23 protein-coding genes and 1 other RNA gene are annotated in these 25,822 nt (G+C 36.3%); 12 read left to right on the top strand and 12 right to left on the bottom strand.

The genetic code is table 11. The features are described 5' to 3' along the window. Window positions 1-509: 509 nt before the first annotated feature. The gene (locus A2J09_RS23790; RefSeq protein ID WP_012292267.1) at window positions 510-686 is read right to left on the bottom strand and encodes a hypothetical protein; all 177 of its coding nucleotides are present in this window, start codon (window positions 684-686) and stop codon (window positions 510-512) included. A 173-nt stretch (window positions 687-859) separates the two neighbouring features. Between A2J09_RS23790 and A2J09_RS14610 the strand changes: the two genes are divergently transcribed. After that, a complete protein-coding gene (locus A2J09_RS14610; RefSeq protein ID WP_258858660.1) occupies window positions 860-1,216 on the top strand; it encodes a helix-turn-helix domain-containing protein in 357 nt (118 codons plus the stop codon). Between the two features lie 447 nt (window positions 1,217-1,663). Beyond that, window positions 1,664-2,125 (top strand): JAB domain-containing protein, encoded by a 462-nt coding sequence (locus A2J09_RS14615; RefSeq protein ID WP_227256890.1) that lies wholly within the window; start codon window positions 1,664-1,666, stop codon window positions 2,123-2,125. Between the two features lie 154 nt (window positions 2,126-2,279). Here the strand turns inward: A2J09_RS14615 and A2J09_RS14620 are convergent, their stop codons facing one another. Next, entirely contained in the window at window positions 2,280-3,563 is a 1,284-nt protein-coding gene (locus A2J09_RS14620; RefSeq protein WP_012292264.1) for a hypothetical protein, read from the bottom strand. A 132-nt stretch (window positions 3,564-3,695) separates the two neighbouring features. On the opposite strand from A2J09_RS14620, the gene A2J09_RS14625 reads away from it, so the two are divergent. From A2J09_RS14625 to A2J09_RS14635, 3 genes are all read left to right on the top strand, one after another. Beyond that, window positions 3,696-5,666: a DNA primase family protein gene (locus A2J09_RS14625; RefSeq protein ID WP_012292263.1), complete on the top strand. Its 1,971-nt coding sequence runs from the start codon at window positions 3,696-3,698 to the stop codon at window positions 5,664-5,666. A gap of 16 nt (window positions 5,667-5,682) precedes the next feature. Beyond that, window positions 5,683-5,922 carry a helix-turn-helix domain-containing protein gene (locus tag A2J09_RS14630; protein ID WP_012292262.1) on the top strand — a complete coding sequence of 80 codons (240 nt, stop codon included), beginning with the start codon at window positions 5,683-5,685 and terminating at the stop codon, window positions 5,920-5,922. 108 nt (window positions 5,923-6,030) lie between these two features. After that, window positions 6,031-7,203 carry a site-specific integrase gene (locus A2J09_RS14635; protein ID WP_012292261.1) on the top strand — a complete coding sequence of 391 codons (1,173 nt, stop codon included), beginning with the start codon at window positions 6,031-6,033 and terminating at the stop codon, window positions 7,201-7,203. Between the two features lie 124 nt (window positions 7,204-7,327). On the opposite strand, the gene ssrA is transcribed toward A2J09_RS14635, so the two are convergent. The 5 genes from ssrA to secG form a co-directional block, all read right to left on the bottom strand. After that, window positions 7,328-7,683, bottom strand: a transfer-messenger RNA (tmRNA) gene (gene ssrA, locus A2J09_RS14640). A gap of 551 nt (window positions 7,684-8,234) precedes the next feature. Further along, window positions 8,235-8,702, bottom strand: a complete 468-nt coding sequence (gene smpB, locus A2J09_RS14645) for an SsrA-binding protein SmpB (protein ID WP_012292260.1) — start codon at window positions 8,700-8,702, stop codon at window positions 8,235-8,237. A gap of 71 nt (window positions 8,703-8,773) precedes the next feature. After that, window positions 8,774-11,245 (bottom strand): ribonuclease R, encoded by a 2,472-nt coding sequence (gene rnr, locus A2J09_RS14650; protein WP_031417774.1) that lies wholly within the window; start codon window positions 11,243-11,245, stop codon window positions 8,774-8,776. Window positions 11,246-11,284: 39 nt separating this feature from the next. Further along, the gene (locus A2J09_RS14655; RefSeq protein WP_012292258.1) at window positions 11,285-12,031 is read right to left on the bottom strand and encodes an alpha/beta hydrolase; all 747 of its coding nucleotides are present in this window, start codon (window positions 12,029-12,031) and stop codon (window positions 11,285-11,287) included. Between the two features lie 188 nt (window positions 12,032-12,219). Further along, a complete protein-coding gene (gene secG, locus A2J09_RS14660; protein WP_008173196.1) occupies window positions 12,220-12,447 on the bottom strand; it encodes a preprotein translocase subunit SecG in 228 nt (75 codons plus the stop codon). A gap of 208 nt (window positions 12,448-12,655) precedes the next feature. Between secG and A2J09_RS14665 the strand changes: the two genes are divergently transcribed. The 7 genes from A2J09_RS14665 to dltD all read left to right on the top strand — a co-directional run bounded on the left by A2J09_RS14665 (window position 12,656) and on the right by dltD (window position 20,271). Next, window positions 12,656-13,921: a transglutaminase domain-containing protein gene (locus tag A2J09_RS14665; protein WP_036160515.1), complete on the top strand. Its 1,266-nt coding sequence runs from the start codon at window positions 12,656-12,658 to the stop codon at window positions 13,919-13,921. Window positions 13,922-14,099: 178 nt separating this feature from the next. Continuing rightward, on the top strand, window positions 14,100-15,746 hold the full coding sequence (locus A2J09_RS14670) for an alkaline phosphatase (protein ID WP_012292255.1): 1,647 nt from the start codon (window positions 14,100-14,102) through the stop codon (window positions 15,744-15,746). Window positions 15,747-16,026: 280 nt separating this feature from the next. Further along, window positions 16,027-16,164 (top strand): teichoic acid D-Ala incorporation-associated protein DltX, encoded by a 138-nt coding sequence (locus tag A2J09_RS14675; protein WP_004228095.1) that lies wholly within the window; start codon window positions 16,027-16,029, stop codon window positions 16,162-16,164. A 17-nt stretch (window positions 16,165-16,181) separates the two neighbouring features. Continuing rightward, entirely contained in the window at window positions 16,182-17,657 is a 1,476-nt protein-coding gene (gene dltA, locus A2J09_RS14680) for a D-alanine--poly(phosphoribitol) ligase subunit DltA (protein ID WP_012292254.1), read from the top strand. Next, window positions 17,654-18,817: a D-alanyl-lipoteichoic acid biosynthesis protein DltB gene (gene dltB, locus A2J09_RS14685; protein WP_012292253.1), complete on the top strand. Its 1,164-nt coding sequence runs from the start codon at window positions 17,654-17,656 to the stop codon at window positions 18,815-18,817. Before dltA ends, dltB begins: the two co-directional genes overlap by 4 nt. 48 nt (window positions 18,818-18,865) lie before the next feature. Then, window positions 18,866-19,099, top strand: a complete 234-nt coding sequence (dltC, locus tag A2J09_RS14690; protein ID WP_012292252.1) for a D-alanine--poly(phosphoribitol) ligase subunit 2 — start codon at window positions 18,866-18,868, stop codon at window positions 19,097-19,099. After that, window positions 19,096-20,271 carry a D-alanyl-lipoteichoic acid biosynthesis protein DltD gene (dltD, locus tag A2J09_RS14695; protein ID WP_012292251.1) on the top strand — a complete coding sequence of 392 codons (1,176 nt, stop codon included), beginning with the start codon at window positions 19,096-19,098 and terminating at the stop codon, window positions 20,269-20,271. Before dltC ends, dltD begins: the two co-directional genes overlap by 4 nt. Before the next feature lie 64 nt (window positions 20,272-20,335). Here the strand turns inward: dltD and A2J09_RS14700 are convergent, their stop codons facing one another. The 5 genes from A2J09_RS14700 to tpiA all read right to left on the bottom strand — a co-directional run bounded on the left by A2J09_RS14700 (window position 20,336) and on the right by tpiA (window position 25,813). Further along, a complete protein-coding gene (locus tag A2J09_RS14700; RefSeq protein WP_012292250.1) occupies window positions 20,336-20,857 on the bottom strand; it encodes a GNAT family N-acetyltransferase in 522 nt (173 codons plus the stop codon). Between the two features lie 117 nt (window positions 20,858-20,974). After that, complete coding sequence (locus tag A2J09_RS14705; protein ID WP_012292249.1) at window positions 20,975-21,511, bottom strand: DUF6241 domain-containing protein; 537 nt, start codon at window positions 21,509-21,511, stop codon at window positions 20,975-20,977. A gap of 711 nt (window positions 21,512-22,222) precedes the next feature. Then, window positions 22,223-23,515 carry a phosphopyruvate hydratase gene (gene eno / locus A2J09_RS14710; protein WP_012292248.1) on the bottom strand — a complete coding sequence of 431 codons (1,293 nt, stop codon included), beginning with the start codon at window positions 23,513-23,515 and terminating at the stop codon, window positions 22,223-22,225. A gap of 2 nt (window positions 23,516-23,517) precedes the next feature. Continuing rightward, complete coding sequence (gpmI, locus tag A2J09_RS14715; protein WP_012292247.1) at window positions 23,518-25,059, bottom strand: 2,3-bisphosphoglycerate-independent phosphoglycerate mutase; 1,542 nt, start codon at window positions 25,057-25,059, stop codon at window positions 23,518-23,520. Next, entirely contained in the window at window positions 25,052-25,813 is a 762-nt protein-coding gene (tpiA, locus tag A2J09_RS14720; protein WP_012292246.1) for a triose-phosphate isomerase, read from the bottom strand. Before tpiA ends, gpmI begins: the two co-directional genes overlap by 8 nt. Window positions 25,814-25,822 lie beyond the last annotated feature (9 nt).

Genomic DNA, 25,822 nt, shown 5'->3' on the forward strand with positions numbered 1-25,822 from the left:
CATTTTTATCGTAAAAGTCATAGTTCATATATTTCAGACCATATAAATAAATCGGTGTTTTCAACTTCTCCATTAATAATTAAGTAGTTCTTACTTTCAAACTGGCTCCTTCAAATATTGATCAAATATTTCTGTCATATCGGGAGAATAACAGACTTCATTACTTGTACGTTTGGATTATATGTACCTAACCAAGTTAGGGGTGTATCTAAGATTAAGAGAGTCTTCATACCATAAGATAAATGATCGATCCTTTCTTGCTTTCTCTATAAAACCTGATAAAAATAAAACACTCTAAATAGTTAGCACAATAATAGACCCTATCAATTTTAAAAAATAACCTATCAAGCTAAATAAACCAATACGCAATTTCGATACGCTTAAAATACAAATTAAATAAAAATAATTCCCCAAAAAATAATTACTCCTGTATTCATGTAAAACCTCCTAACATGATTAAATAGATAATTGTTAAATATTCAAAAACTATTTAATAAATCACACTAGGTTTATTCATTTTGTTGGTTTGCATCTGGCTTCTTATTTTTTCCATAGCATTCATGTTTTTTAGCTGCATCTTCAGCAAAGGCGGCTACTTTTACCAAGGTAAGGAAATATCGTTGGTTTTCAGTAGACAATTGTTTTACGATTTCATTTATTTCAGTAATAATTGTTTCATTTCTCATTATGCTGCCCCATTTACTTTTCTTATGTTATTTTCCAATTACAGAATATCACAAATAAAGTATTTTTAAAACAAAAAATATCACAAATGAAGTTTTAATTAAACAAAAAACTTCACTTGTGATATTTGAACATAAAATTTGTTTGTGATAAATTATAATTACACAGAAATGAGGTGGCTATAATTTATACAAGAATTAAGGAGATTAGAAATGCACTAAGTATGAATCAAACAGAATTTGCTCAACATCTTGGTTTAAGTCAATCAACTCTTGCTATGATTGAAGTAGGAAAACGTACATTTAGTGATAAACATATTAAAATTATTTGTTCTACCTTTAATATTAATGAAGATTGGTTACGAAATGGGAAAGGTGAAATGTTTAATTCTTCTCTATATGAAAAGGAGCTAATTGAAATCTTTGATAGCCTTACTCCTGAAACACAAGAATATCTATTGGTTATAGCAAAAGAATTGCTCAACACCCAACAAAAATTATTAAACTCTAAATATATAGATGATAATCAATAAATTTTTCAAAACCACTAAGTTCAATCAATAATTTAAGAAACGATATATACTTTAAATATCTTGCCACTTTGTTAACAATTCATTGAGTTGCATTGTTAATAATTACATATCAAATCATAATACCCTATACTACACAGTAAAATTTTTAAGTTTTATTTAAAAATAGGCTCTTTACCAAAACGTGTGCTTGACTGTACATTCCGCTACGAGTGGACGCTTTTCGCAGGCACGGATTTAATCTCTTCGTCACTGCGTTCCTGCGGGGCTTTCAGCTCGTGCTGTTCTGGAGTCGCCATCCTTCGCTCCATGTACTTTTTTATGTCAAGAACAGATTTCGGTTTTGAACCTAAAAATAAATATATATTATAAATACAGAAAGACGTAGAATGATTGCAATCAAACAATCATTCTACGTCTTTTTATTACATTATGAAAGGATTGGATAGAATGGATAAAATAAAATCCCTACCTGCAAAACGTATAAATATTGTACAGATTAAATTAATTAGAGAAAAAAGTATTTTATACAAAGATCGTCAAATCCGCTCCCCTCAAAATGCTTGTGAGATAATTCAGAACTTTTCAGGAGATAACGATCGAGAACATTTCGTTGTATTGTGTTTGGATACTAAAAATCAGCCTACATGCCTACAAATCGTGCATATAGGTAATCTAAATGCTTCCATTGTGCATCCAAGAGAGGTGCTAAAAAGTGCCATATTAAGTAACTCTGCTTCTATAATTGTTGCACATAACCACCCTAGCAATAATTGTGAACCTAGCCCTGAAGATATAGAAGTCACTAAGCGTTTAATTAAAGCTGCTGAAATCATTGGTATAACACTAATGGATCATTTGATACTAAGTACAGATTCATTTAAATCATTAAAAGAATTAGGGTATATCTAGGGGGAGAAGTTTCTTGCTGAAAGATATTATTTTAACTGTAATAGTTGTGGTAGTAACAAAGGTTTTAGAAGATGATAGAACTAATTAAGTAATAAATTGTAGAAAGGTTCAATTTGAGCCTTCTACAATCCTTATTATATACATCAAACAGAAATTACTTTTTATTTATTGATGAATACGCCTCTTTATAAATCCTTCTATATACCTTTTTATGTATTGGATCCATTTTATAAAAGTTAATATTTTTCCAAATATCATAAGGATTATGTTTACCAAATAATTCAATTATAATTAAGTCATTAATAATTTCAGATGGAAATTTTTTATTATTACCTAATATCCCCATTTTATTATTTTCAACAAACCGTTCAATTTCTACTTTACAATGTTTAAATAATTTTTCACATATTATCCAAATATCAGAGTTATCATTTATTATGGGATTATATAAAGCATCTCCAATATATAATTTAAATGATACTGGCTCAAGTTTGTAAAAATTATCATTGAAAAACTTTTTATCCTCTTTTAAATCAAGCAACAAACTTTTCTCATTTTGTATGAATTTTTTCAAGCGTTTTTTTTGTTTCTTTTTCTCTATTTTATATAATTTATCATCGAGTAGTGTATTTTTTAATTTAGAATTGGAGATTGAGTTTGATAATTCATATATATCTAGTAAATTTGTGTAATTATTAAATTCATATAAACTTAATGACCAATTTAAATTATACTCCTCACTAAAGATCGTATTAATTTCAATAAATATAGCTAAATTCTCTTGGGCAGTTTCAAATACATTTGTCTCACTATCTAAGTCATATTTTTTACTTTTTGTGTATCTTAATTCCATACTGCGTTTTTTTAATACTGATTTTACTTCTATATCCATAAATCCATCCTCATTATGTCTAAGGTACAAACTATATATGAATATAGGTAAATATGCTCTTTCAATATTTTGAGCAATTTCATCTGCATACATTTCAAAATAATCTCTAATCTTTTCAAATTTTGAAAAAAATACATTTTTACTTATTTTCTCTATTTCTTTTTCACTAAAAGTCATTTTTTCAAAAATAGGCTTAAATTCTTTCTGATTCTTTTTCTTTCTAAAAAATCCTCTAATATTCTGAATTGACTCAGCCAACTTCACTATAATTAAATCCTCTATAAATTTATCTTGTAGCGCACAAATTTCTTCAATATTAAGAGCCTGTAATTGCGCTTCTTTTGTGTAAAAATTATTAGCGTTAGCTAAATTAAATATATTCATATATTGATATATTTGCTTTAATCCGTTGAATTGAATATCTTTATTACTCAAAGAAATGGAGAGCATATCCCCTTTATAATTCTGTAAAAATTCATCTACATTACTTGTATATTCATCTATCCTAGTTTTTAATATCTTTCTGCTAAAGCAAGGTTTGTCCATATCATATTTCCTCCTAAATTACAAGTCATCTAAAATTCTCATAATAAAAAACACGGGCGAGTAATTCCCTTTTTTCATTGTAGCCAAATGTTTATTGTAATACTATGTCAAATAATGAAACTGAGAAAAATTATGTCAAAAAAAAAATCCAATAACCAGAAGAAAAATAACATTAGGGATTATTTTAAACAAGATGAACAGGATACTGTAACATCGGCAACTGATGATCTATTTAACTTCACAGTACGCTCAGGCTCTAAGCAGATTCCTCAATCTGATTTTAGTGAACTGACTGAACACAATGAACAGGATACTGTAACATCGGCAACTGATGATCTATTTAACTTCACAGTACGCTCAGGTTCTAAACAGATTCCTCAATCTGATTTTAGTGAACTGACTGAACACAATGAACAGGATACTGTAACATCGGCAACTGATGATCTATTTAACTTCACAGTACGCTCAGGTTCTAAACAGATTCCTCAATCTGATTTTAGTGAACTGACTGAACACAATGAACAGCATACTGTAACATCGGCAACTGATGATCTATTTAACTTCACAGTACGCTCAGGCTCTAAGCAGATTCCTCAATCTGATTTTAGTGAACTGACTGAACACAATGAACAGCATACTGTAACATCGGCAACTGATGATCTATTTAACTTCACAGTACGCTCAGGCTCTAAGCAGATTCCTCAATCTGATTTTAGTGAACTGACTGAACAAGATGGAGATGACCAACTTGTACCAAAACAATCACAAAGGGTAACAGAGATGGCACTATCTAATAAAAAGAAATCTAATGAAAAATCCAACTATAGACTAAGTGAATATGAATTATCAAAAATTTTATTAGCAAATAACCAATTTGTTATGAATAAATATGGTGTTCTATATTATTGGGATAATTTAAAAGGCTATTATATTGCTTTAGTCAATAAAAATTCAGATAGAATAATCAGAAAAATAATCCCTGAAAACAGTAAAAAATATATTAACTCAAATAAAATAACTGAAATATTAGTATGGATAAAATCAAGTGATGAATTAGTTTGTGCTGAAACAAATACTTTATCTTCAAAATACCTCATTTCATTTTCCAATTATGTATATGACATAAAAAATGAAATCACTTTAGATCATTCATCAAGGTATTTTATTACTAATAAATTGAATGCAAATTTTACAATTCCTCTGACTTCAGATTCAGGAATTCACTTCGAGAAATTTTTAAATACTATAACTCAAAATGACTCTGTTCTCTATGATCGTCTTCAAGAGTTATTTGGATATGTTCTTTCTGAGATTAGAGATATAAAGTATATTCCTATTCTAATAGGCCAAAAGGATACTGGTAAATCAGTAATTCTAAAATTACTTGAATATATAATTGGTGAAGATAATTTTTCTAATATTAGTATTGATCAATTTAACAACAGTGTATATTTAGCTGAATTATATGGTAAAAGATTAAACTCATGTGCTGAAATTTCAGAATTAAATTTAAAAAGGCTAGATATCTTAAAAAAATTATCTGGTAATGATTATGTAACTGCTAGACCCATGTATAGTGATCCTATAAAATTTATCAACCAATCAGTATTATTATTTGCTGGTAACAATTTACCTAATATAGAAAACTTAGATTCCTCTAGTGCTTTCAAAGAACGGTTACTGTTATTTCCTTTTAATAACCCTATTCCGAAGGAGCACCAAGATAATGAATTAATAGATAAACTAATAGCAGAAATAGACTATATCGCTCATTGGTCTATCAAGGGGATACACAGGCTTTTAAATAATAATTTCCAATTTACTACATCTTTTGAAATTGAAGATACTTTTAAACCTTATTTATCTAATTCTTTAGAAGAATTTTTACTATCAGAGTGCGCTTATCAAACAAAGTATCAAATCCATACTGATGACTTATATCAGGCATACATTGTATATTGTGAAAATTATTCTTTCAAAATCATAAGCAAAAAATCATTCATCCAAATTTTAAAAAAACAATCTAATTTATCATTTAGGCGTTTTCGGATGAGGGGTACTAATAAATATGGTTTTATTGGAATTGGACTAAAAAATTTTTAATATAGGAGTTATAAATATGGAATATACAAATATACAAAAAATTGAAGATGTAATTTTAAAAACATTAAACTCAGCTTTAAATAATGGCTTAGTAAAAGAATGGCTCTCACTTTCTGAGGCTGCAAAATACATCGGTGTTTCTTATAACACCTTTATTAAATTCCGTCATATGGGTCTTAAAGTATGTGAAATTGATGGTATTAAACGCGTATCACGCAAAGAAATAGACAGCTTTTTAGAAAGTCATAGCTTCTAATAGTTCTCTGGAGAGGAATTTCCATTAGTGAAAGTATATATTATTACTAAGAGGTTTAATCCTCTCCTTTTATATTTTGCCCTCGCAAGCGATATAGGAGGTATAAGCATGGCAAAGAAAAAAGTATCGCCCATCAAAAGCTATGAACTAAAAAACGGTGAAACTAGATATGAATTCCCTGTTTATTTAGGGATTGATCCACTAACAGGTAAACAAAAACGGACAATGAAACGTGGCTTTAAAACACATAAACAAGCTGAATTAGCATTAGCACGTATTAAACTAGATGTTGCAAACGGTACGTACAAACAAGCACGTGCTGAAACATATCAAGAGCTTTATGATCTATGGATACCACATTATGAAAAGACTGTTGAAGAAAGTACATTTACTAAAACAGTGGGTATTTTTAGAAATCATATTTTACCAGCTATGCGTGAATACAAAATTGACAAAATCACAGTAGATGTATGTCAAAAGCATGTGGACAAATGGGCAGAAAAATTAAAGAAGTTTCGTGTAGTAAAAGCATATGCAGCGAAGGTATTGGATTTTGCCATTAAGCGTGGCTATATGCAAACAAATCCATTTACACATGTAGATATGCCTATTGCCGCTTCTAAAAAGGTTACTATAATAGAAGAAGAGGAAGCGGAGAACTTTTATACTCGTGAACAACTTATTCAATTTTTAGCTTGTTTAGAGCAAGAAAATAACTACAAAGCCTATGCACTATTCCGTTTATTAGCATTTAGTGGTATGCGTAAAGGTGAGGCTTTGGCTCTTACATGGAATGATTTAAATTTTACTACAAATGAAATGCGTATTAACAAGGCACTTTCACGAGGTAAAAACAATAAGCTTTATGTTAAATCTACAAAAACAGGTTTTGCTCGTACCATTAAAATGGACGATAAAACAATGGCTATTTTAAAAGAATGGAAGAAAAAACAGAAGCAGGAATATTTAGTGCTTGGCTTTAATACAATGCAGCCAAAACAGCTTGTATTTAGCAATGAACGTAATGAATTTCTACAGCCAACAAAAACACGTAAATGGATTTTACATGTGCAAAAGAAATATAAGCTTGGCACCATTACTACACATGGCTTACGTCATACTCATTGTTCATTGTTATTCGAAGCGGGTGCCAGCTTGAAAGAAGTACAAGACCGCTTAGGACATAGTGATGTGCAAACTACGATGAACATCTATGCACATGTTACGAAAAAAGCAAAAGAGGAAGCTATCCAAAAGTTTGCTAGCTATCTTGAAATGTAAGATAAACGACTACGATTTTGACTACGTTCGATTGAAATTAGATGAAATTGCATGATATAGAAAAAACGCCAAAACCCATATATATCAAGGGTTTTGACGTTCAGTGAAACTCAATAAAATTCTAAAATGGAGACGGCGGGAGTCGAACCCGCGTCCAAAGACTCCAATACTTCAGCTTCTACGCGTGTAGTTTGCCTATTTACGATTCGCGTAACATTATGCCGACAAACAGGCGTCCTGTACGCTAACCTGGAAATCTCTTGACGATGACTCAGGTGGCACCATCGACCGTATCCCACTAAAGTTGGGCCCCACGTTCTCTACATGGGCGATAGAGAGGCAGAGCGCTTACGAGCTTACGCTGCGAAAGCTAAGTTTTGTTGTTTGCCAGTTATTATATAACTGTCGTTGATGACGGAGCCGAGCCCTCCGACGCGCGACTAAAGCTTGAACCATCCCTGTCGAATCCGTAACGTCCCCTTGATATATGAATCGAAGCGGTTTGGCCTCGTTCAAACAAAGAGCTAGAATTGCTTCTAGTACGGTGGGAGCTTAAATTACGCTTCCATGAAATCTGGCAATCAGTAATTCATATTATAGAACATAATGAGCGATAGTTCAAGTGTCCCGCTTTAGTAGGAAACATAAGGCTTGGACTTAGAGGCTATCCGTGACATTTTAACTTTTATCCGCAACTTTCTCGATTCTATCCGTCACTTTCTCGATTCTATCCATCACTTTCTCTGCTCTACCCTCCACACTCTAACTTCTATCCATCACTTCCCTCTCCTATCCACTACTTTTTAATTTCTATCCGTCACTTTTCCTGTTCTATCCGCCACACTGTAACTTCTATCCTTCACTTTCCCTGTTCTATCCCCCACCTTTAACTTCTATTCGCCACTTTCTCTACTTTATCCACCCCATTCTTACTTTTATCCATCACTTTCCCGATCCTATCTGTCTCACCCGCTCCGCAACTGCACCAACCAAAACAAAAAGCTCAACTAGGTGAGCTTTCTCGTAATCTCTTAATATTGATTTTTGGATTTGAAGGTACGCTCCATTTCGCGTTTGGCTTCTTTTTTGCGCATGTCGTTACGTTTATCGTAGTCTTTTTTCCCTTTGCCGACACCGATTAAGAGCTTGGCATAGCCGTCCTTGATGTACATTTTCAATGGCACTATCGTGTAGCCGTCACGTTTGACGGCACCGACTAGCTCGCCGATTTGCTTTTTATGAAGAAGCAATTTGCGGGCCCGCAGTGGGTCGTGATTGAAACGGTTTCCTTGATCGAAGGGGCTGACATGCATATTGCTAATCCATGCTTCGCCATTTGTAATTCGAACGTAAGAATCTTTTAGTTGGGCCTTTCCTGCACGGATGGATTTGATTTCTGTGCCGGTTAGTACCATGCCTGCTTCGATTGTGTCTTCAATAAAGTAATCATGTCCAGCTTTTTTGTTTTGTGCTAATACTTTTCCTGAACCTTTTGCCATTTTGATTCACCCTCTACTTAAAGGTTGAGCTTGAGCGAAAGCATCCTTTCCTAGGACACTTTCGCGCATGCTTATTTACGTTTTGATTTTTTCTTTTTGTTTTTCTTTGCAATGCCTTCATAGAATTTTTGCTTTTGTTTCACGCGTTTTTTAGGACCTGGGCTGCTGGAGTCATCTTTGCGACGTCCACGTGGGTCGCGATCACCTTCACGGCGTTCTCCGCGTTTTGTACTACGACTTCCGCTTTCCTCCTCATGGCGACTGCTTCTACGGCTGCCACCACGCCCTCCTTTTTCGTCATCGCTACGTGTGCTTCTGCTACTGCGTCCACCTTTGTTGTCATTATAATTTTTACGTGCGTGGATAACCGTTGGCGCTGCTTTGCGTGTTCGTCCATATGAAGTTACCATTCCAACGATTTCAAAGTCAATGGATGACTCCTCAATAATGACATTGGCCACACGGACTGTTACTTCATCACCAATACGGAATTGACGATTTGTACGTTCACCGATCATAATCATTTGACGATCATCAAAACGGTAGTAATCATCTGTCATATTGCTAATATGGACAAGTCCTTCAATCGTGTTTGGCAACTCCACGAAAATACCGAAGTTGGTAATGGATGACACGATTCCTTCGAATTCTTCGCCAATTTTATCTGACATATATTGTGCCTTTTTCAAAGCATCTGTATCACGTTCTGCATCAACCGCACGGCGTTCACGCTCTGATGTGTGGTCGGCAATTTCATCCATTGCCATTCCCCACTGAGCGACCGTTTCTCGTGAAGTATCCTTATTAATTAAATACGTACGAATTAAACGGTGTACGATTAAGTCCGGATAACGGCGAATTGGTGATGTGAAGTGTGTATAGAAATCCGTTGATAGACCAAAGTGACCTAGACTTTCTGGATAATATTTTGCCTGTTGCATCGAGCGTAGCAGCATCGTTGAAATAACAGGCTCCTCTGGCATACCTTCAATCGCCTTTAAGACATCCTGTAATGCTTTAGGATGCACCGTATTCCCTGTACCTTTAATTAAAATCCCGAAGTTCGTAACAAACTCAAAGAAGCGTTGAAGCTTTTCTGGCTTTGGATCTTCGTGAATACGGTATAGGAATGGTACATTCATCCAGTGGAAGTGCTCCGCTACTGTTTCATTGGCAGCTAGCATGAAATCCTCAATTAACTTCTCTGCTACTGTACGCTCACGAAGCTCAATATCAACTGGCCAACCTTCCTCATTTACAATCACTTTGGATTCTTTAAAGTCAAAGTCAATGGCCCCTCGCGATTCGCGTTTACGACGTAATATGCCAGACAGCTCTGCCATATTTTTAAACATCGGTACAAGTGGCTCGTAGCGTTTCATTAACGCTTCATCTTGCTCTTCTAGAATTTTGTAGACATCCTTATACGTCATACGTTCAGTTGTTTTAATAACACTTTGGAAAATTTCATGTGCAATAACATTTCCATTCGCGTCAATAATCATTTCACAGGATAGTGTTAAACGATCAACCTGCGGATTTAATGAACAAATGCCGTTTGATAGACGATGCGGGATCATCGGGATAACACGGTCTGTTAAATAAACGCTTGTCGCACGGTCATAGGCTTCAAGATCAATGACAGAGCCTTGCGTTACATAATAACTAACGTCTGCAATATGTACGCCAAGCTTATAAGTACCATCTACATTTTTTGTTACGGTTACTGCGTCATCCAAGTCCTTAGCGTCAGCCCCATCAATTGTCACAATCGTTTCATGACGTAAATCACGACGACCTACTAAATCAGCCTCTGTAATGTCATCTGGCACTCTTTGTGCAGCAGCAATGACCTCGTCTGGGAATTCGGGTGGAATATCGTGCTTATATAAGATCGATAAAATATCCACACCTGGATCATTTTTATGTCCTAAAATTTTTGTAATATAACCTGTAGCAGATTTTAAATCTTCTGGCCAAGTTGCTACTTCGACCACAACCTTGTGTCCATCAACCGCGCCTAATGTATCACCTTTTGCGATAAAGATATCCATTGGTAGCTTCTTATCGTCAAGGACAACAAAGCCAAAGCCACGGTTAGCTTGGAATGTGCCAACAAAGCTTGTTTGACCACGTTCAACGACCTTTGTTACGGTCCCTTCACGGCGGTCACCAAATGATTCTTTTAACACACGAATAAGAACGATATCGCCATTTATAGCCCCATTAATTTCATGTGGTGGAATGAATACATCATCCATGCCTTCCATATCAGGCGCTACAAAACCGAAGCCCTTCGCGTGACCGATAAATTTACCTCTTAGTAAATTCATACGTTCTGGTAGGCCATAACGATTGGAACGAGAACGAACAACTAAGCCTTGTCCTTCCATACGGACTAATGTTTTGACAAGCTCCTTAAATTCTTCCGCATCCTCAAAGCCGAATTCATCCTCGATTTCGCCGACAGTTAATGGCTCGTAATCATCTTGGCCGAAAAAAACAAGTAACCGACCTTGTAGTGTATCTTTTTGGTCTTTCATACATATTCCCTCCTTCATGAGAAAATCCTATTTATAATTTTATTGTGCCCAATTTAGGCTTTCTAAAAAGCGATAAATGTCTTCATGTAATTGATCTTTTTCTTGATCTAATGTAATAACATGTTTTGAGTTTTCATACCACTTAATATGCTTATCAAGTGACTCAGTTTGATTATATATAATGTTGGCAGATTCTGTCTCTATTACCTCATCATTTGTAGCTTGAACAACAAAAATTGGGGCATAAATCATGTCAATTTCTTGACGAGTACGCACAATAAATTCACGTAGCTCTTGAAGAGATGGCATGCCTTTTTCAGCAATGAGTGCTACTTCGGTTTCGATTTGTTCCTCCTGTTTACCTTGGAACTTTTTATAGTCTTTAGCATATTTCAAAACACCGTCAAACATGACGTCAGTAGTACGCATAGTCATAGGTGCACACATTGTAACAATTCCTTTAACAGGGTTATTTAAGGCAACGTTTAATGCCATTACACCGCCTAATGAAAGGCCAGCAACAGCAATTTCTTCATAGCCAGCATCCTGTAACTGTTTGTAGGCGGCCACGACATCTTGCCACCAGTCTGCTGGACCTGTTGTGATTAGTTCTTCAGGTTCCACACCGTGACCTTTATAGTGAGGTGCTAAAGTAGTATACCCTTTTTTCTCTAAAAATCTACCAAGCATTCGTACGTCTGCCGAGCTACCTGTAAAGCCATGTAGTAATAAAACGGCACGAGGTCCTGCTTGAAAGAAAAATGGCTGCGATAATGATTTGTTCATGGTAAGCACTCCTTCATCCTAAAACACTCATATATACTATACCCATTATAGCCCTCTCCATTATGCCTCGAGAATAACATTGGCTATAAGTTTACATATCAATTTTTACTCCATCGATAAAATTTCCCATTCGGTTATGATAAAAGAAAACGCCCAACCAATGTGGTTAGGCGATATATCTTCAACTATTAGATTTTTGTAATAGCGATTGCTAAAATAAAGAATAGTATAGCTAACACAATTGTTGCACGGTGAAGGATTAAATCCATACCACGCGCTTTTTGCTTTCCAAATAGTTGCTCAGCTCCACCCGAGATGGCACCTGATAAGCCTGCACTTTTACTAGATTGAAGTAATACCACAACGATCAACGCTAATGATACGATAACTAATGAAACTAATACTACTGTATGCATTCACTGCACCTCCCGAACTTTGAAACATCACAACAGACTATATTATAACAAAAAAAGGGTGCCATGACAAACTTAGCTTTCTGTTTAGTAGGAATTTTTCCTCTTCACGTATTTCTATTTGTCGAATTATACGACTATTTGTGGATAACACTCCCTCTAATTTTAGATTATAATGGAAAAAATGATATTTTATTGGAGGATTTAACGATTGAACAAAAAAATAGTACTGTTGCTTTTATTATGCTGCACCATTCCCTTTCTTACAGCATGCTCAAAGGCAATCGACATCCTATTACAAGAAGAAGAGGATGTCACAATGACAACTTTAGAAGAAACAAATGAAACAAGTGAAACAAATGCAGAAGTAAAGATGCCAGAAAGCAAAGCATTATCTGATTCATTTTCACCTACCGATTTATTTTCGACCACTTTATTTAAGGATGATCCAGCATTACTACAATTTGCGAAAAAAGTGGAGAAGCAGGTTGCTCAATTTGAAGAGCACTTTGAGATTTCTTATACTGGGAAGCTTGATTTTGAGGATTTTGAAGTACAGTTGAATGACTTAAATAACCTGATTACCTTTGTTGACCCTTATACTGCTGGGTATTTTTTATATTATGAATGGGTAGCTTGGGAAACCGATAATGGCTATTCAGTTGAATTATCCATTCAATATTTAACCGATGCCAAGAAGGAACAAAAGGTAGACCAATATGTAGAGACGTTTGCCAATCAATATATTACCAAAGATATGACAGACTTTGATCGCGCTAAAGTCATTAATGATTATGTTGTACAGTTAGCCACTTATACGGAAAAGGGCTCTACTGAGGGTCAATCGGTTTTCGAATTAATTAATGAAAAAACTGCTGTGTGTCAGGCCTATGCTTTACTAACATACCGCCTATTAACAGCATCTGATCTCGATGCGAAGTATGTTTATGGCTATAGTGAGGATCAGTTACATGCCTGGAATCTAGTCAATGTTGATGGCAATTGGTATCATCTCGATACAACCTGGAATGACGTTGCTCCTACTGAGCCTTTTACAATTTCCTACGAATACTTTTTGGTCAATGATGAAAAACTAAGCCAAGATCATTTATGGGCTAATGAAAACTATTTTGCTGCTACTAGTAATGACTATGATTTTATGCATGATATGTGGTATGCCAACACAGTAGATCATGTGATCTATTATAACAGCATGAGTGATAGTACCGTTTATTCTTACGACTTAACGACAAATGAAAATAAGCAGATTACAGACACTGCCTGCTATTATTTAGTGACTGACCAACAATCTATTTATTGTAGTGACTATGATAATGCTGGCTATTTAACAAAAATAAATGTCCATGACGGGTCCGAGGAAGTATTATTCGAAGACGAGGTACTGAACTTAAACATCCATGATGGTATTTTGTATTACGAAACGCTTGACGGCTCCAAGCATCAACAAAATTTGTAAGTCTAAGTTGAATCTGTGCGACTGCCTCACAGATTCTCCCCCTCACCTTCAGTTGGCTAATACACCGCTATCTCTTCACATTTACAGTATTACCATATTTTATTAACAAGTTTTTAACAGTAGCTTTACACCCTTCCTTTACACTTACAGTTGATCATTCACCTAAAGGAGGAAATTCATGAAATACGCAAAAAAATGGGCTTCATTGTTTTTAGCAAGTGCAGTGACTTTATCCGCAGTCAGTATTCCACAGCAAGATGTACAAGCAGCTCCAGTAAAGAAACCGACAAATGTCATCATGCTGGTGATGGATGGGAGCAGTAATAATGCTGTAACACTTTCCCGTTGGTATAAAGGTGAGAGCTTAGCAATGGATGAAATTTTATCGGGTGCGATGCGCACATATTCTGCTGAATCAGCCATAACAGACTCTGCCCCTGCCGCTACTGCGTTAGCTACGGGCAATAAATCGAATGATAAATATATAGGTGTACTCCCTTCTGAGATTAATTCACCTGGATTAGCGCAAATAGATAAAAAGGATGCGTTTAGACCCGTAGCTAATGTATTAGAAGGTGCTAAACAACAGGGAAAAGCTACTGGCTTGATTTCTACCTCTGAAATTCAACATGCAACGCCTGCTGGTTTCTCTGCACATGCTAATAATAGGAGCCAATATGGAGATATTGCCGAACAACAGGTTTACCAAAATATTGACGTTGTCCTAGGTGGAGGCTTAGAATCGCTGACACCTGGTACCTCTAAAAATGCCCGCAAGGACGGCGAGGATTTATTGAAGGTATTAAAAGATCATCAATATGATTTAGTGCATACTCGTGATGAGTTATTGAATAGTCCCTCATCAAAAATTTGGGGCAGCTTTGCACCAAGTGCCCTGGCATATGATTTAGATCGTGCCAAAACTAGAAAATCTGAGCCTACACTTGCTGAAATGACGAATAAAGCAATCAACACGCTTAAAAAGGATAAGGACGGCTTCTTCCTTTTTGTTGAAGGTAGTAAGGTAGACTGGGCTGCACATGCCAATGACACAATCGGTATTATTAGTGATATATTGTCGTTTGATGATGCGGTAAAAGAAGCCGTTGATTTTGCGAAGGAAGATGGTAATACATTAGTTATTGCTGTCACAGACCATGGGAATAGCGGAATTACAATGGGGAACGCCAATACGACTAGTACCTATTCAAGCATTCCTGTTTCAGCTTATATTGATCCGCTGAAAAAGGCTTCCATGACCGTTGAAGGGGCTTTAAGCCAACTAAAAGAAGACCGCTCCAACTTAGTGGAGGTAGCTGCTCTGTATGGATTAGATCCATTGACAAAGGACGAGCTTTCAACTTTAAAATCTGCTAAAGATGTAGGCAGTGAAATGGTAAAAATGCTAGCAAACCGTGCAAACATTGGTTATACAACAGGCGGTCATACGGGTGAAGATGTATTTCTTTACTCATTTGGTCCTTCTAAATTAACTGGACTTGTTGAAAATACAGATGTAGCTCATACAATGGCGCAGTTTATGGGCTTCGATCTGAAGTCATTAACAGATGATTTGTATGTGCCAGCGACAAAAGCATTCACAAAGAAAGGTTTTACAACTAAAATAGATCTATCCGATAAAGAAAACCCAATCTTCATTGCTCAAAAGGCGGATGTGACAGTGAAAATTCCTGTCAATAAAAACACCATGATTTATGAACAAGCTTCAAAGAATACAACAAAAACACATACATTCAATACTATAAATGTCTACAATGGCTCTGAATTTTATGTTTCTAAAAAAGTTATTAATGCAGTGAAATAAAGACAAGGGTACGAACATAAGTTGAGATTATTCCCTTATGTTCGTGCCCTTTTTACATAAAAATAGCCTTCCAATCGTTTGTAACTTATGTACATTCCCCCAAAACCTTAAATTTACCTTAAATTAATCTTATGATTTACTGAATTCACCTTAATCCAGCAACATTTTTCTCCACATTCCGTCAAATCAGTGTTAAAAACATAAGGTAAGGATTTTTAACTAGTAAATTAGTATTTTTTGAAAGTTTAATCCTATACTTTTTTTCAATGGAGGTGGACAAATGCAATCCATCAAAAATAATGAGTATCTACGCTTTATTGGATTCACGTTATTTTATTTAATCGTTTTGGTACTATTGTTTCTTATACATGGCTTTCATGATATGAACGCTGGACCATTTATATATACGGAATTTTAAATAAAGGAGTTTTACTGATGTTAAGTATTTTAGCAGCTATTGAACGTGTGGCCATCCAACAGCCACAAAAAACTGCTTATCAAACCCATAATGCTTCCTTAACATATGGTGAGCTTTGGCATTTTTCGGATTGTATAGCCGATTATATCATGACCCATCATTTGCAGAGACAGCAACCAATTGTCGTTTATGGACATATGTCCCCTTTACAGATTGTTGCCTTTTTGGGTGCTGTAAAAGCAGGCCATCCATACGTACCAGTTGACTCGTCTACACCCTCTGAAAGATTACAGTTAATTTTAGAGGCATCGAAGGCTGGTTTACTATTCACGACAGAGCCTTTACAGATGCTCACAAACATACCTGTAGTTGCAGTGAGCGACGTGTTAGACTCACCCTCCCTCCCAAACAGTCCAGCAACAAGAGACTGGGTGCAGCAGGAGGACATTCATTATATTATTTACACTTCTGGCTCAACTGGGCAGCCAAAAGGTGTCCAAATAACTGCCAATAATCTAGCCCATTTTGTTACTTGGATGCAGGAGCATTTTCCCTTACAGAAATCAGGTGTATTTTTAAATCAAGCACCCTATTCCTTTGACTTATCCGTAATGGATTTGTACCCAGCTCTTGTAGGAGGACACACGCTTTACGCAATTACACAACAAGAAATCGCCAACCCGCGAGCATTATTTGACTCATTAGCTTTGTCCAATACGCGTGTTTGGACGTCTACCCCTTCCTTTGCCAAAATGTGCTTAATGAACAAGGAATGGGAGCAACAGCTCATGCCTGCATTAGATACCTTTTTATTCTGTGGTGAAGTTTTACCAATAGCCGTCATTAAAGAGCTTATGCAACGGTTTCCACAGGCTACTATCTATAATTTATATGGGCCTACAGAAACGACTGTCGCTGTATCCTATGTAAAGGTAACCAAAGCATTATTAGAACAATTTGAGCAATTACCGATTGCACCCATTTCTGAGCCGAACGTGTCTTTATTAGATGATGGAGAAATTGTCATTTCGGGGTCAACGGTTAGTGCAGGTTATTTAGGAGCACCCGAGCTAACAGCTAAAGCCTTTCCGACTGTAGATGGTCATCGCATCTATCAAACTGGAGATATGGGCTATGAGCAGGATGGTTATTTGTTCTTTTTAGGTCGCAAGGATTTCCAAGTAAAACTACATGGTTATCGCTTAGAAATCGAGGAGATTGAGAAACAAATTAGTAACCTACCACCTGTTTCAAGCTGCGTAGTGGTTCCTGTTTATAAGGATAAGGAAATTGTTTCTCTTAATGCTCATATCGTTTTGCGTGAACCATTAGCAGATTCTGCTTTCAAAATGACTAAGCAATTGAAGGCTCTATTATCGGAATATTTACCAGCCTATATGATTCCTAGAACTTTTAAATATATGGACGCTTTACCGCTAAACGCAAATGGTAAAGTTGATCGTAAAGGATTGGCGGTTATGGAAACAGTATGACGCCTTATGGAAATATAGCATTCTTTCTCATTATTGGACTATTATTGCTACCTACCATCCTATTAGGTTTACGTGGTAAGTCTGCGAAGCATTATAATTTATTTGTTTCGTTGATTGTTTTAGCCCTTATCTTCGGACACTCATTGAACGGATCAATTTCGTTAATTTTGTTTACAGTCTTTCAAATAATCCTGATTACAGCCTATCAACGCTATAGGCTACGACAAAATAATGGACCCGTTTTTGTCATGGCCGTGCTCCTGTCGATTTTGCCGCTTGTACTAGTGAAGGTTTTGCCTATCCTTGGACTGCATCATTTATTTGGCTTTCTAGGTGTGTCCTACATTACGTTTAAAGCTGTGCAAATGATTTTAGAAACACGCGATGGCTTAATGAAGGAAAAAATCTCTATCGCAGAATTGGCCTATTTTTTACTGTTCTTTCCTACAGTTTCATCCGGTCCTATCGATCGTTGGCGCCGTTTTACAAAGGATTTTCATTCGGTTCCCTCTTCGGAAGACTATCAAAAGCTGTTATTAAGTGGCATTAACTATATCTTTGTAGGCTTTTTATATAAATTTATTTTGGCATACTTAATCTACAACTACACACTTATTTATTTGCCAAATCATACGTATAACTATTTGACACCTTTCCAGGGACAACTGGCGTATATGTATATGTATAGCTTTTACTTATTCTTTGATTTTGCAGGCTATAGTGCATTTGCAGTGGGTGTGAGCCGAATAATGGGCATTCAAACACCTATTAACTTTAACCGTCCATTTGCCAGTCGCAATATTAAAGACTTTTGGAATCGTTGGCATATGAGTCTTTCCTTCTGGTTTAGAGATTATGTCTATATGCGCTTTGTACTTTGGATGACGAAGAAAAAATGGTTGAAAAATAAATTCACCATTTCATATATAGGATTCTTTTTACTGTTCTTTTTAATGGGCATTTGGCATGGTCTAGAATGGCATTTTGTCGTTTATGGTCTCTATCATGCTTTATTAATTATTAGCTTTGATAAATTCGAACGCTGGAATAAAAAGCATAAGCTTTGGCCCAAAAATAAATGGACCCATGCCATCGGTGTATTTATCACTTTCAATGCCGTATGTTTTGGCTTCTATATTTTTTCAGGAAAATTATTTTAACCAAAGGCTTTCTACAAATAAAGCCTGTTCAATAAAGGAGAATTATTAATGGATAAACAACAAGTTTTAGAAATGCTAGTGGAGTTATGTGAAGATGAAATTATTGTAGAAAACCCAGATATCGATCTATTCGAGGAAGGTCTTCTCGATTCTTTTGGTACGATTAATTTATTAGTGGAAATTGAGAATCGCTTTAATATTTCTGTACCTATCACTGATTTTAATCGAGAAGAATGGAATACGCCGAATCGTATTGCAGGGAAATTAGCTGAAAGACAATGATAAAAAAAGGCTTTCTATCACTATTTATTGCCTTTGCCCTGTTTACTGGCTTTGTCTTTTTTCCAAACTCATGGATTAAAGCCTGGATATCAGAAGATGATGTGGAGCAAGCCAAAACAAACATGTCCCCACTCGTCTTTCAAGGTACGTATTTACAGGAGCGAATGTTACAGGAACCTACTTCCATGCCTTTATACGGTTCCTCTGAATTAAATCGGTTTGACCCGTTTCATCCTTATAATTATACGCGAGCAACAGACGCTCCGTATTCGACATTTATGATTGGTCGTGGGGGGATGCAGTCCATTACGCATTTCTTAAATTTTGCTGCGCAAGAGAAAAATTTAGCGGGCAAAAAATTAGTCTTTATTATTTCACCGCAATGGTTTACGGAAAAAGGCATGGGTGAATTCCATTTTTCACCGAATTACTCTATGTTACATGCCTATGACTTAGCGTTTAATGATGACATGGATGCTGATCTTCGTAAACAGGCTATGGAACGCTTGTTAGAATTTGATACCGTTGAGCGAGATCGTCTCTTAAAAACGATGTATCAATATCAAATGTCTAATGGCAAAAAACATCCAGTTACTGGACGTATGGCTATGGTAGCCGGTCGCTTTCATAAGGAATTACTAGAGAAAAAGGACCTCTACTATTCGCTATTTCCTCGGAAGGGGCATCCTTTAAAAAATAATGATAAGCTTGTTACAGACCAAAGCTTTGAACAGCAAATACAGCATGCTGAAGCCTATGGGGAGAAACGAGTCTCCAATGAATATATGATTGAAAATCGAGCTTTTAAACGACTGGTGAACGCTAATTTTTCAAAGTTTAAGGACATGAGAAAGCATGAAGATTATACGGAGTCTCCTGAGTATAAGGATTTTCAGTTAGTTATGGATGTGTTAAAGGATGCTGGTGCTAAGCCATTATTTATCTCTATTCCCGTTAACGGTTATTGGTATGATTATAATGGCTATCCTAAGGAACGACGCCAACAATATTATGAGAAGATGGCACAACTATTAAAGGATGCCGATGTCGACTATGTTGATTTTACAGACCATGAGTATGATCCTTATTTTATTATGGATACGATTCATATTGGCTGGAAGGGCTGGGTTTATTTAGACCAGCATATGGATAAATATTGGGCACAGCAATAATCTATAGTAGCTAATGGAAAGTCAGTCTGAAGTGTTCATTCACTACAGACTGACCTTTTTTGTTTCATTTGCTTTTTTCACCATTTAATGAGAAAAGTCTAAGTTCTTCAGAGTCATTGGAAAATTGGATGACTCTTTCAAACTGTAAGCCTATTCTTTCGAGTAATTTAGCTGACGCATAATTTTCTTGGGTAGTAATAGCCACAATTCGATTAAATCCTAGTGTAACTAAACCATAGGCTAATACAGCAGACGCTGCTTCATAGGCGTATCCTTTTCCCCAATAATCAGGGAGAAACGCGAAACCAATATCTACATCTTCTAACGTTTCTCTTTTGACAAAACCGCATATCCCAATCGGGGTTTGATTTTCTTTTATTTCAACTACATATAAGCAGAATCCAAATTGCTCATACATACGTATTGCCCCATTTTCTATATAACTAGCTGCCTCCTCTACGGTCTTCACACCGCGGTCACCAATAAATTGTATCCACGAGGGATCATTCACTAGCTCAAGAATAAATAGCGCATCTTCCGTTGTTTGTAAGCGCAGGATAAGTCGTTCGGTCTCAAGAATTTTCATATAGAAAACCTCCTCTGATTATTTTTTTATCTTAAGATTGGAGGATTTTAGTCATTACTTTTATGATAACAAATCTAAAATGGCGTATACATAAAAAATGGTGCTCATTATTGGGCGCTATTTATCATATAGGTCATAGGTTAAATTGTTTTCAATATAAGCTTGCTCTTCAGCAGGAGTCAACAAACGAATAGCTTTCCCTGAATTTCCTGACTCGTCACCTCCTTGCATCTCCCAAATTGCGTTATGATCTTCTATAGCATGAGAAAAATCACCTTTTGACCATCTTTCCAATATTTCAATGTAAAGCTCTCTAAATTTATAATTGCTTTCTTTGGAAATTTCCAACAATCGGTCAACTTTAGCCTGTGTTATTTGCGTATGACCCCATTTTGTTTTAGCTTCAACCTTTTGGTGAGACATGCTATGGATAGCCTCGTTCATTTTGTGCTCTATTAAGTTGTCAGGATAAAGTAATTCTTCTTTTGTAACTCTTTTATCATCAAGCGTTACTCCAGCATTTTCAACAATTGCTTTTTCTTTTACTGGCGTAGGTTTCTCCATTGGTTCCGTGAATTTGAAGTAACCAAAAATCCCTCCAAAAATGACCAATACTGCAATAATGACAATAGCCGATTTGGTTTTTCTCTGCATCTTATTAAACCTCACTTATTATTATAATTGGTTTATTTTAAGTAATTAGTTTAATAATAACAAAATATTGAAATAGCGTTCAATGGATACTATTTAACGTCCGCTATTCTATGTTGTCAAAATCGACCACGTCCATCATTTGTTTTGTCGTATTTTTCCGAAAAACTTGGAAAAACTCAAGGACTCCCTTACTAGAGAAATTTCCATATACTCAATTTTATGACTAAACATAACCTCAAAGTTGGCAGGTACTCTTGTTGTCTCTTGCATCTAATCCACTTCTAAATTTATTAATTCTGAACATCTAATGGCTATATCTGCAAACAAAGCAACCCATGACTTCCGCGGTTAACTATGTGTTAAAATCGTATACTTCTATTAATGTGACATATTCTTCTGCCACCAAATACGTGGAAAACGACCTCAACAATTGAATTATAGTGTTAATGGTTTTTACCAAGTGATATATTTTTTAGAAATGTCTTCACCTCCTGAAACTCGTTCAAATATGTTGTTCTGATTGCTTCATTTTAAAGCTGTAATTCAAATGTAAATTCTTTTAGTAAATCTTTGTTAAGCAACTAAAAAAACCTCCAATCTATAAGTGTTTATCACACTTATAAATCAGAGGTTGTAGCCATACAGTTGTTTCACCTAAATGTACAAAGTTCAAAATGTATAAAAAGGCTGTGTATAACTTAAAACAAATGCTTATTTTAAGTTATAGAATGATTTTAAACCAAGATATTCAGCAGTTGAACCAAGCTGATCTTCGATGCGAAGAAGTTGGTTGTATTTAGCTACGCGGTCTGTACGAGATGGAGCACCCGTTTTAATTTGACCTGCATTTGTTGCTACAGCGATATCAGCAATTGTTGCATCCTCTGATTCACCAGAGCGGTGAGAGATAACTGCTGTGTAGCCTGCACGTTTCGCCATTTCGATCGCTTCAAATGTTTCTGTTAATGTACCGATTTGGTTCACTTTGATAAGGATTGAATTTCCTACACCTTGCTCAATGCCTGCAGCTAATTTTTTTGTATTTGTAACAAATAGGTCATCCCCTACTAATTGAACACGACTACCAATACGTTCAGTTAATAGCTTGTGTCCAGCCCAGTCATTTTCATCTAAGCCGTCTTCAATTGAAATGATTGGGTATTTGTTTGTTAACTCTTCGTACCAATCAACCATCTCTTCTGAAGTTTTGACAACACCTTCACCATCTAAGTGATATTTACCATCTTCTTTATTGAAAAGCTCTGATGAAGCTACATCCATTGCAAGCTTCACTTCTTCACCTGGTTTGTAGCCTGCTTTTTCAATAGCTTCTAAAATAACTGTAATCGCTTCTTCATTAGAACCAAGGTTTGGTGCGAAACCACCTTCGTCACCTACTGCTGTGTTATAGCCTTTATCTTTAAGGACTGCCTTTAAGTTGTGGAAAATTTCAGCACCAATACGTAGTGCATGGCGGAAAGATTCTGCACCAACAGGCATAACCATGAATTCTTGAATATCAACATTGTTATCTGCGTGTGCTCCACCATTTAAAATGTTCATCATTGGTACTGGTAATTGTTTAGAATTAAATCCACCAAGATATTGATAAAGAGGTACATCTAAATAATCTGCCGCAGCATGGGCAACTGCCATGGATACACCTAGAATTGCATTAGCACCTAGCTTACCTTTATTTTCTGTGCCATCTAGCTCTATTAAAGCTTTGTCAATAACAACTTGGTCAAGAACTGAATAGTTACCTTCTAATTCTTGCGCAATAATTGTGTTAACATTTTCAACTGCTTTTAATACACCTTTGCCTAGGTAACGAGATTTGTCACCATCGCGTAATTCTACAGCTTCGTATTCACCTGTTGATGCACCTGATGGTACGATTGAGCGTCCGAAAGCGCCTGACTCTGTAAATACTTCAACCTCTACTGTTGGGTTCCCACGTGAATCTAAAACTTCGCGAGCATAAACTTGTGTAATAAATGGCATAATTAATTCTCCTCTTTTTCAATTAATGATTGACCTGTCATTTCAGTAGGTTGTGACACCTGTAATAATTCTAACATGGTTGGTGCCAAATCGGCTAAAATACCACCATTTCGTAAAACAACATTTGGTTTTGTCACAATCACTGGAACAGGATTTGTTGTATGAGCTGTCATAGGCTGCCCTGCTAGTGTTACCACTTCATCAGAGTTACCATGGTCAGCTGTAATAATAGCTGCTCCACCTTTTGCAAGGAGTGCATCTACTACTTTCCCTAAGCATTCATCTACTGCTTCAATGGCTTTAATTGTTGGTTCAAGCATTCCACTATGACCTACCATATCAGGGTTGGCAAAGTTAAGAATAATACCATCAAATTTTTCAGCCTCAATTTCTGCAAGTAAGGCTTCTGTCACCTCATAAGCAGACATTTCAGGTTTTAAATCGTATGTGGCAACCTTTGGAGATGCGATTAGAATACGTTCTTCACCTAAGAATTTTTCCTCACGTCCACCACTCATAAAGAAAGTGACATGTGGGTATTTTTCGGTTTCGGCAATGCGGAGTTGTGTTTTACCATTCATCGCTAACACTTCACCGATCGTATTTTTCAAGTTGTCATTTTCATAAGCAATCTGTGCATTGACTTCATCACTATAATGAGTAAAGGACACAAATTTTAAGTTTTTTGGATGCTTGGCAGATATGGCAAAACCATCAAAGTCTTCATTTGTGAATACTTTTGATAATTGGATAGCTCGGTCAGGACGGAAGTTAAAGAAAATGACCGCATCGTTATCACCAATCGTTGCCACCGGCTCTCCATGCTCTTGAATGCTGAATGGAATGACAAATTCATCTGTCACTTCACGCTCATAGGATGCTGCTACACCGCTTTTTGCACTTTCGGCTGTTTGACCTACGCCATCTACCAGTACATTATACGTAAGAGCGACACGATCCCATCGCTTATCACGGTCCATTGCATAGTAACGACCATGAATAGATGCGAATTGACCTATTCCAATTTCAGACATTTGTTTTTCTGTTTCTTCAATATAGTCTAAAGCTGTTGTAGGTCCAACATCTCGACCATCTAAGAAGCCATGAACGAAAACATCATTTAAATCTTGCTGCTTTGCAAGCTTTAATAGAGCAAACATGTGCTCATAATGACTATGAACACCACCATCTGATAACAGCCCCATAATATGCAGTTTAGAATTATGAGCTTTCACATGTGCCACCGCATCTAAAAATGCTTGATTTGTAAAGAAGTCTCCTTCACGTATCGATTTATTTAAGCGTGTTAAGCTTTGATAAACAATACGACCAGCACCAATGTTTAAGTGACCCACCTCGGAATTACCCATTTGTCCTTCTGGTAGCCCAACGGCTTCTCCAGATGCTGTTAATGTAGCGTGTGGGAATTGGCTCCAATATCGATCAAAATTTGGCTTTTTAGCCTGTGCTACTGCATTTCCGAATGTTTCATCACGAAATGCAAAGCCATCTAAAATAATTAAAGCTACTGGCTTTTTAGGCATTTGCTGCCGCCTCCAATAATGTTAAATAAGATTCTGGTTGTAAGCTTGCTCCACCTACTAAGGCTCCATCAATATGCTCTTTTGATAAAAGCTCATGAACGTTGTCTGGTTTAACGCTGCCACCATATTGAATGCGAACTGCATTGGCCGTTGCAGCATCAAATAATTCCTCAACGACCGAACGAATCGCTCCGCAAACTTGATTGGCATCATCTGCTGTAGCCGTTTTACCTGTACCGATTGCCCAAATTGGTTCATAGGCAATGACCATATGCTCTACTTGCTGCGCTTCAAATCCAGCAAGTGCGGCTTTTATTTGGCCCGCAACCTTTTGCTCTGTCGTTCCCGCTTCTCGTTCCTCTAGCGTTTCACCACAGCAAATAATCGGTACAATATTATGTGCAAGTGCTGCTGCTACTTTTTTATTAATAGCCTCATCAGTTTCATTGTAATATTCGCGACGTTCTGAGTGACCTAATATAACATAATCCACATCCACACTTGCTAGCTGTGCAGGACTAATTTCACCAGTAAAGGCACCTTCATTCTCATAGTGCATCGTTTGAGCACCAATAGCTAGCTCTGATTCACTAGCAACTTGCACCAGTGTAGGCAGGTAAAGTGCTGGTGCACAAATTACGGCGTCTACTTTCTCATTAGAAGGAAGTTTATCCTGTACGGCATCTACAAATTGTATAGCTTCTTCAAATGTTTTAAACATTTTCCAGTTACCTGCAATAATTGGTTTACGCATCGTCTTGCC

It is taken from the genome of Lysinibacillus sphaericus, from assembly GCF_001629735.1.
In the GTDB taxonomy this organism is placed as follows: domain Bacteria; phylum Bacillota; class Bacilli; order Bacillales_A; family Planococcaceae; genus Lysinibacillus; species Lysinibacillus pinottii.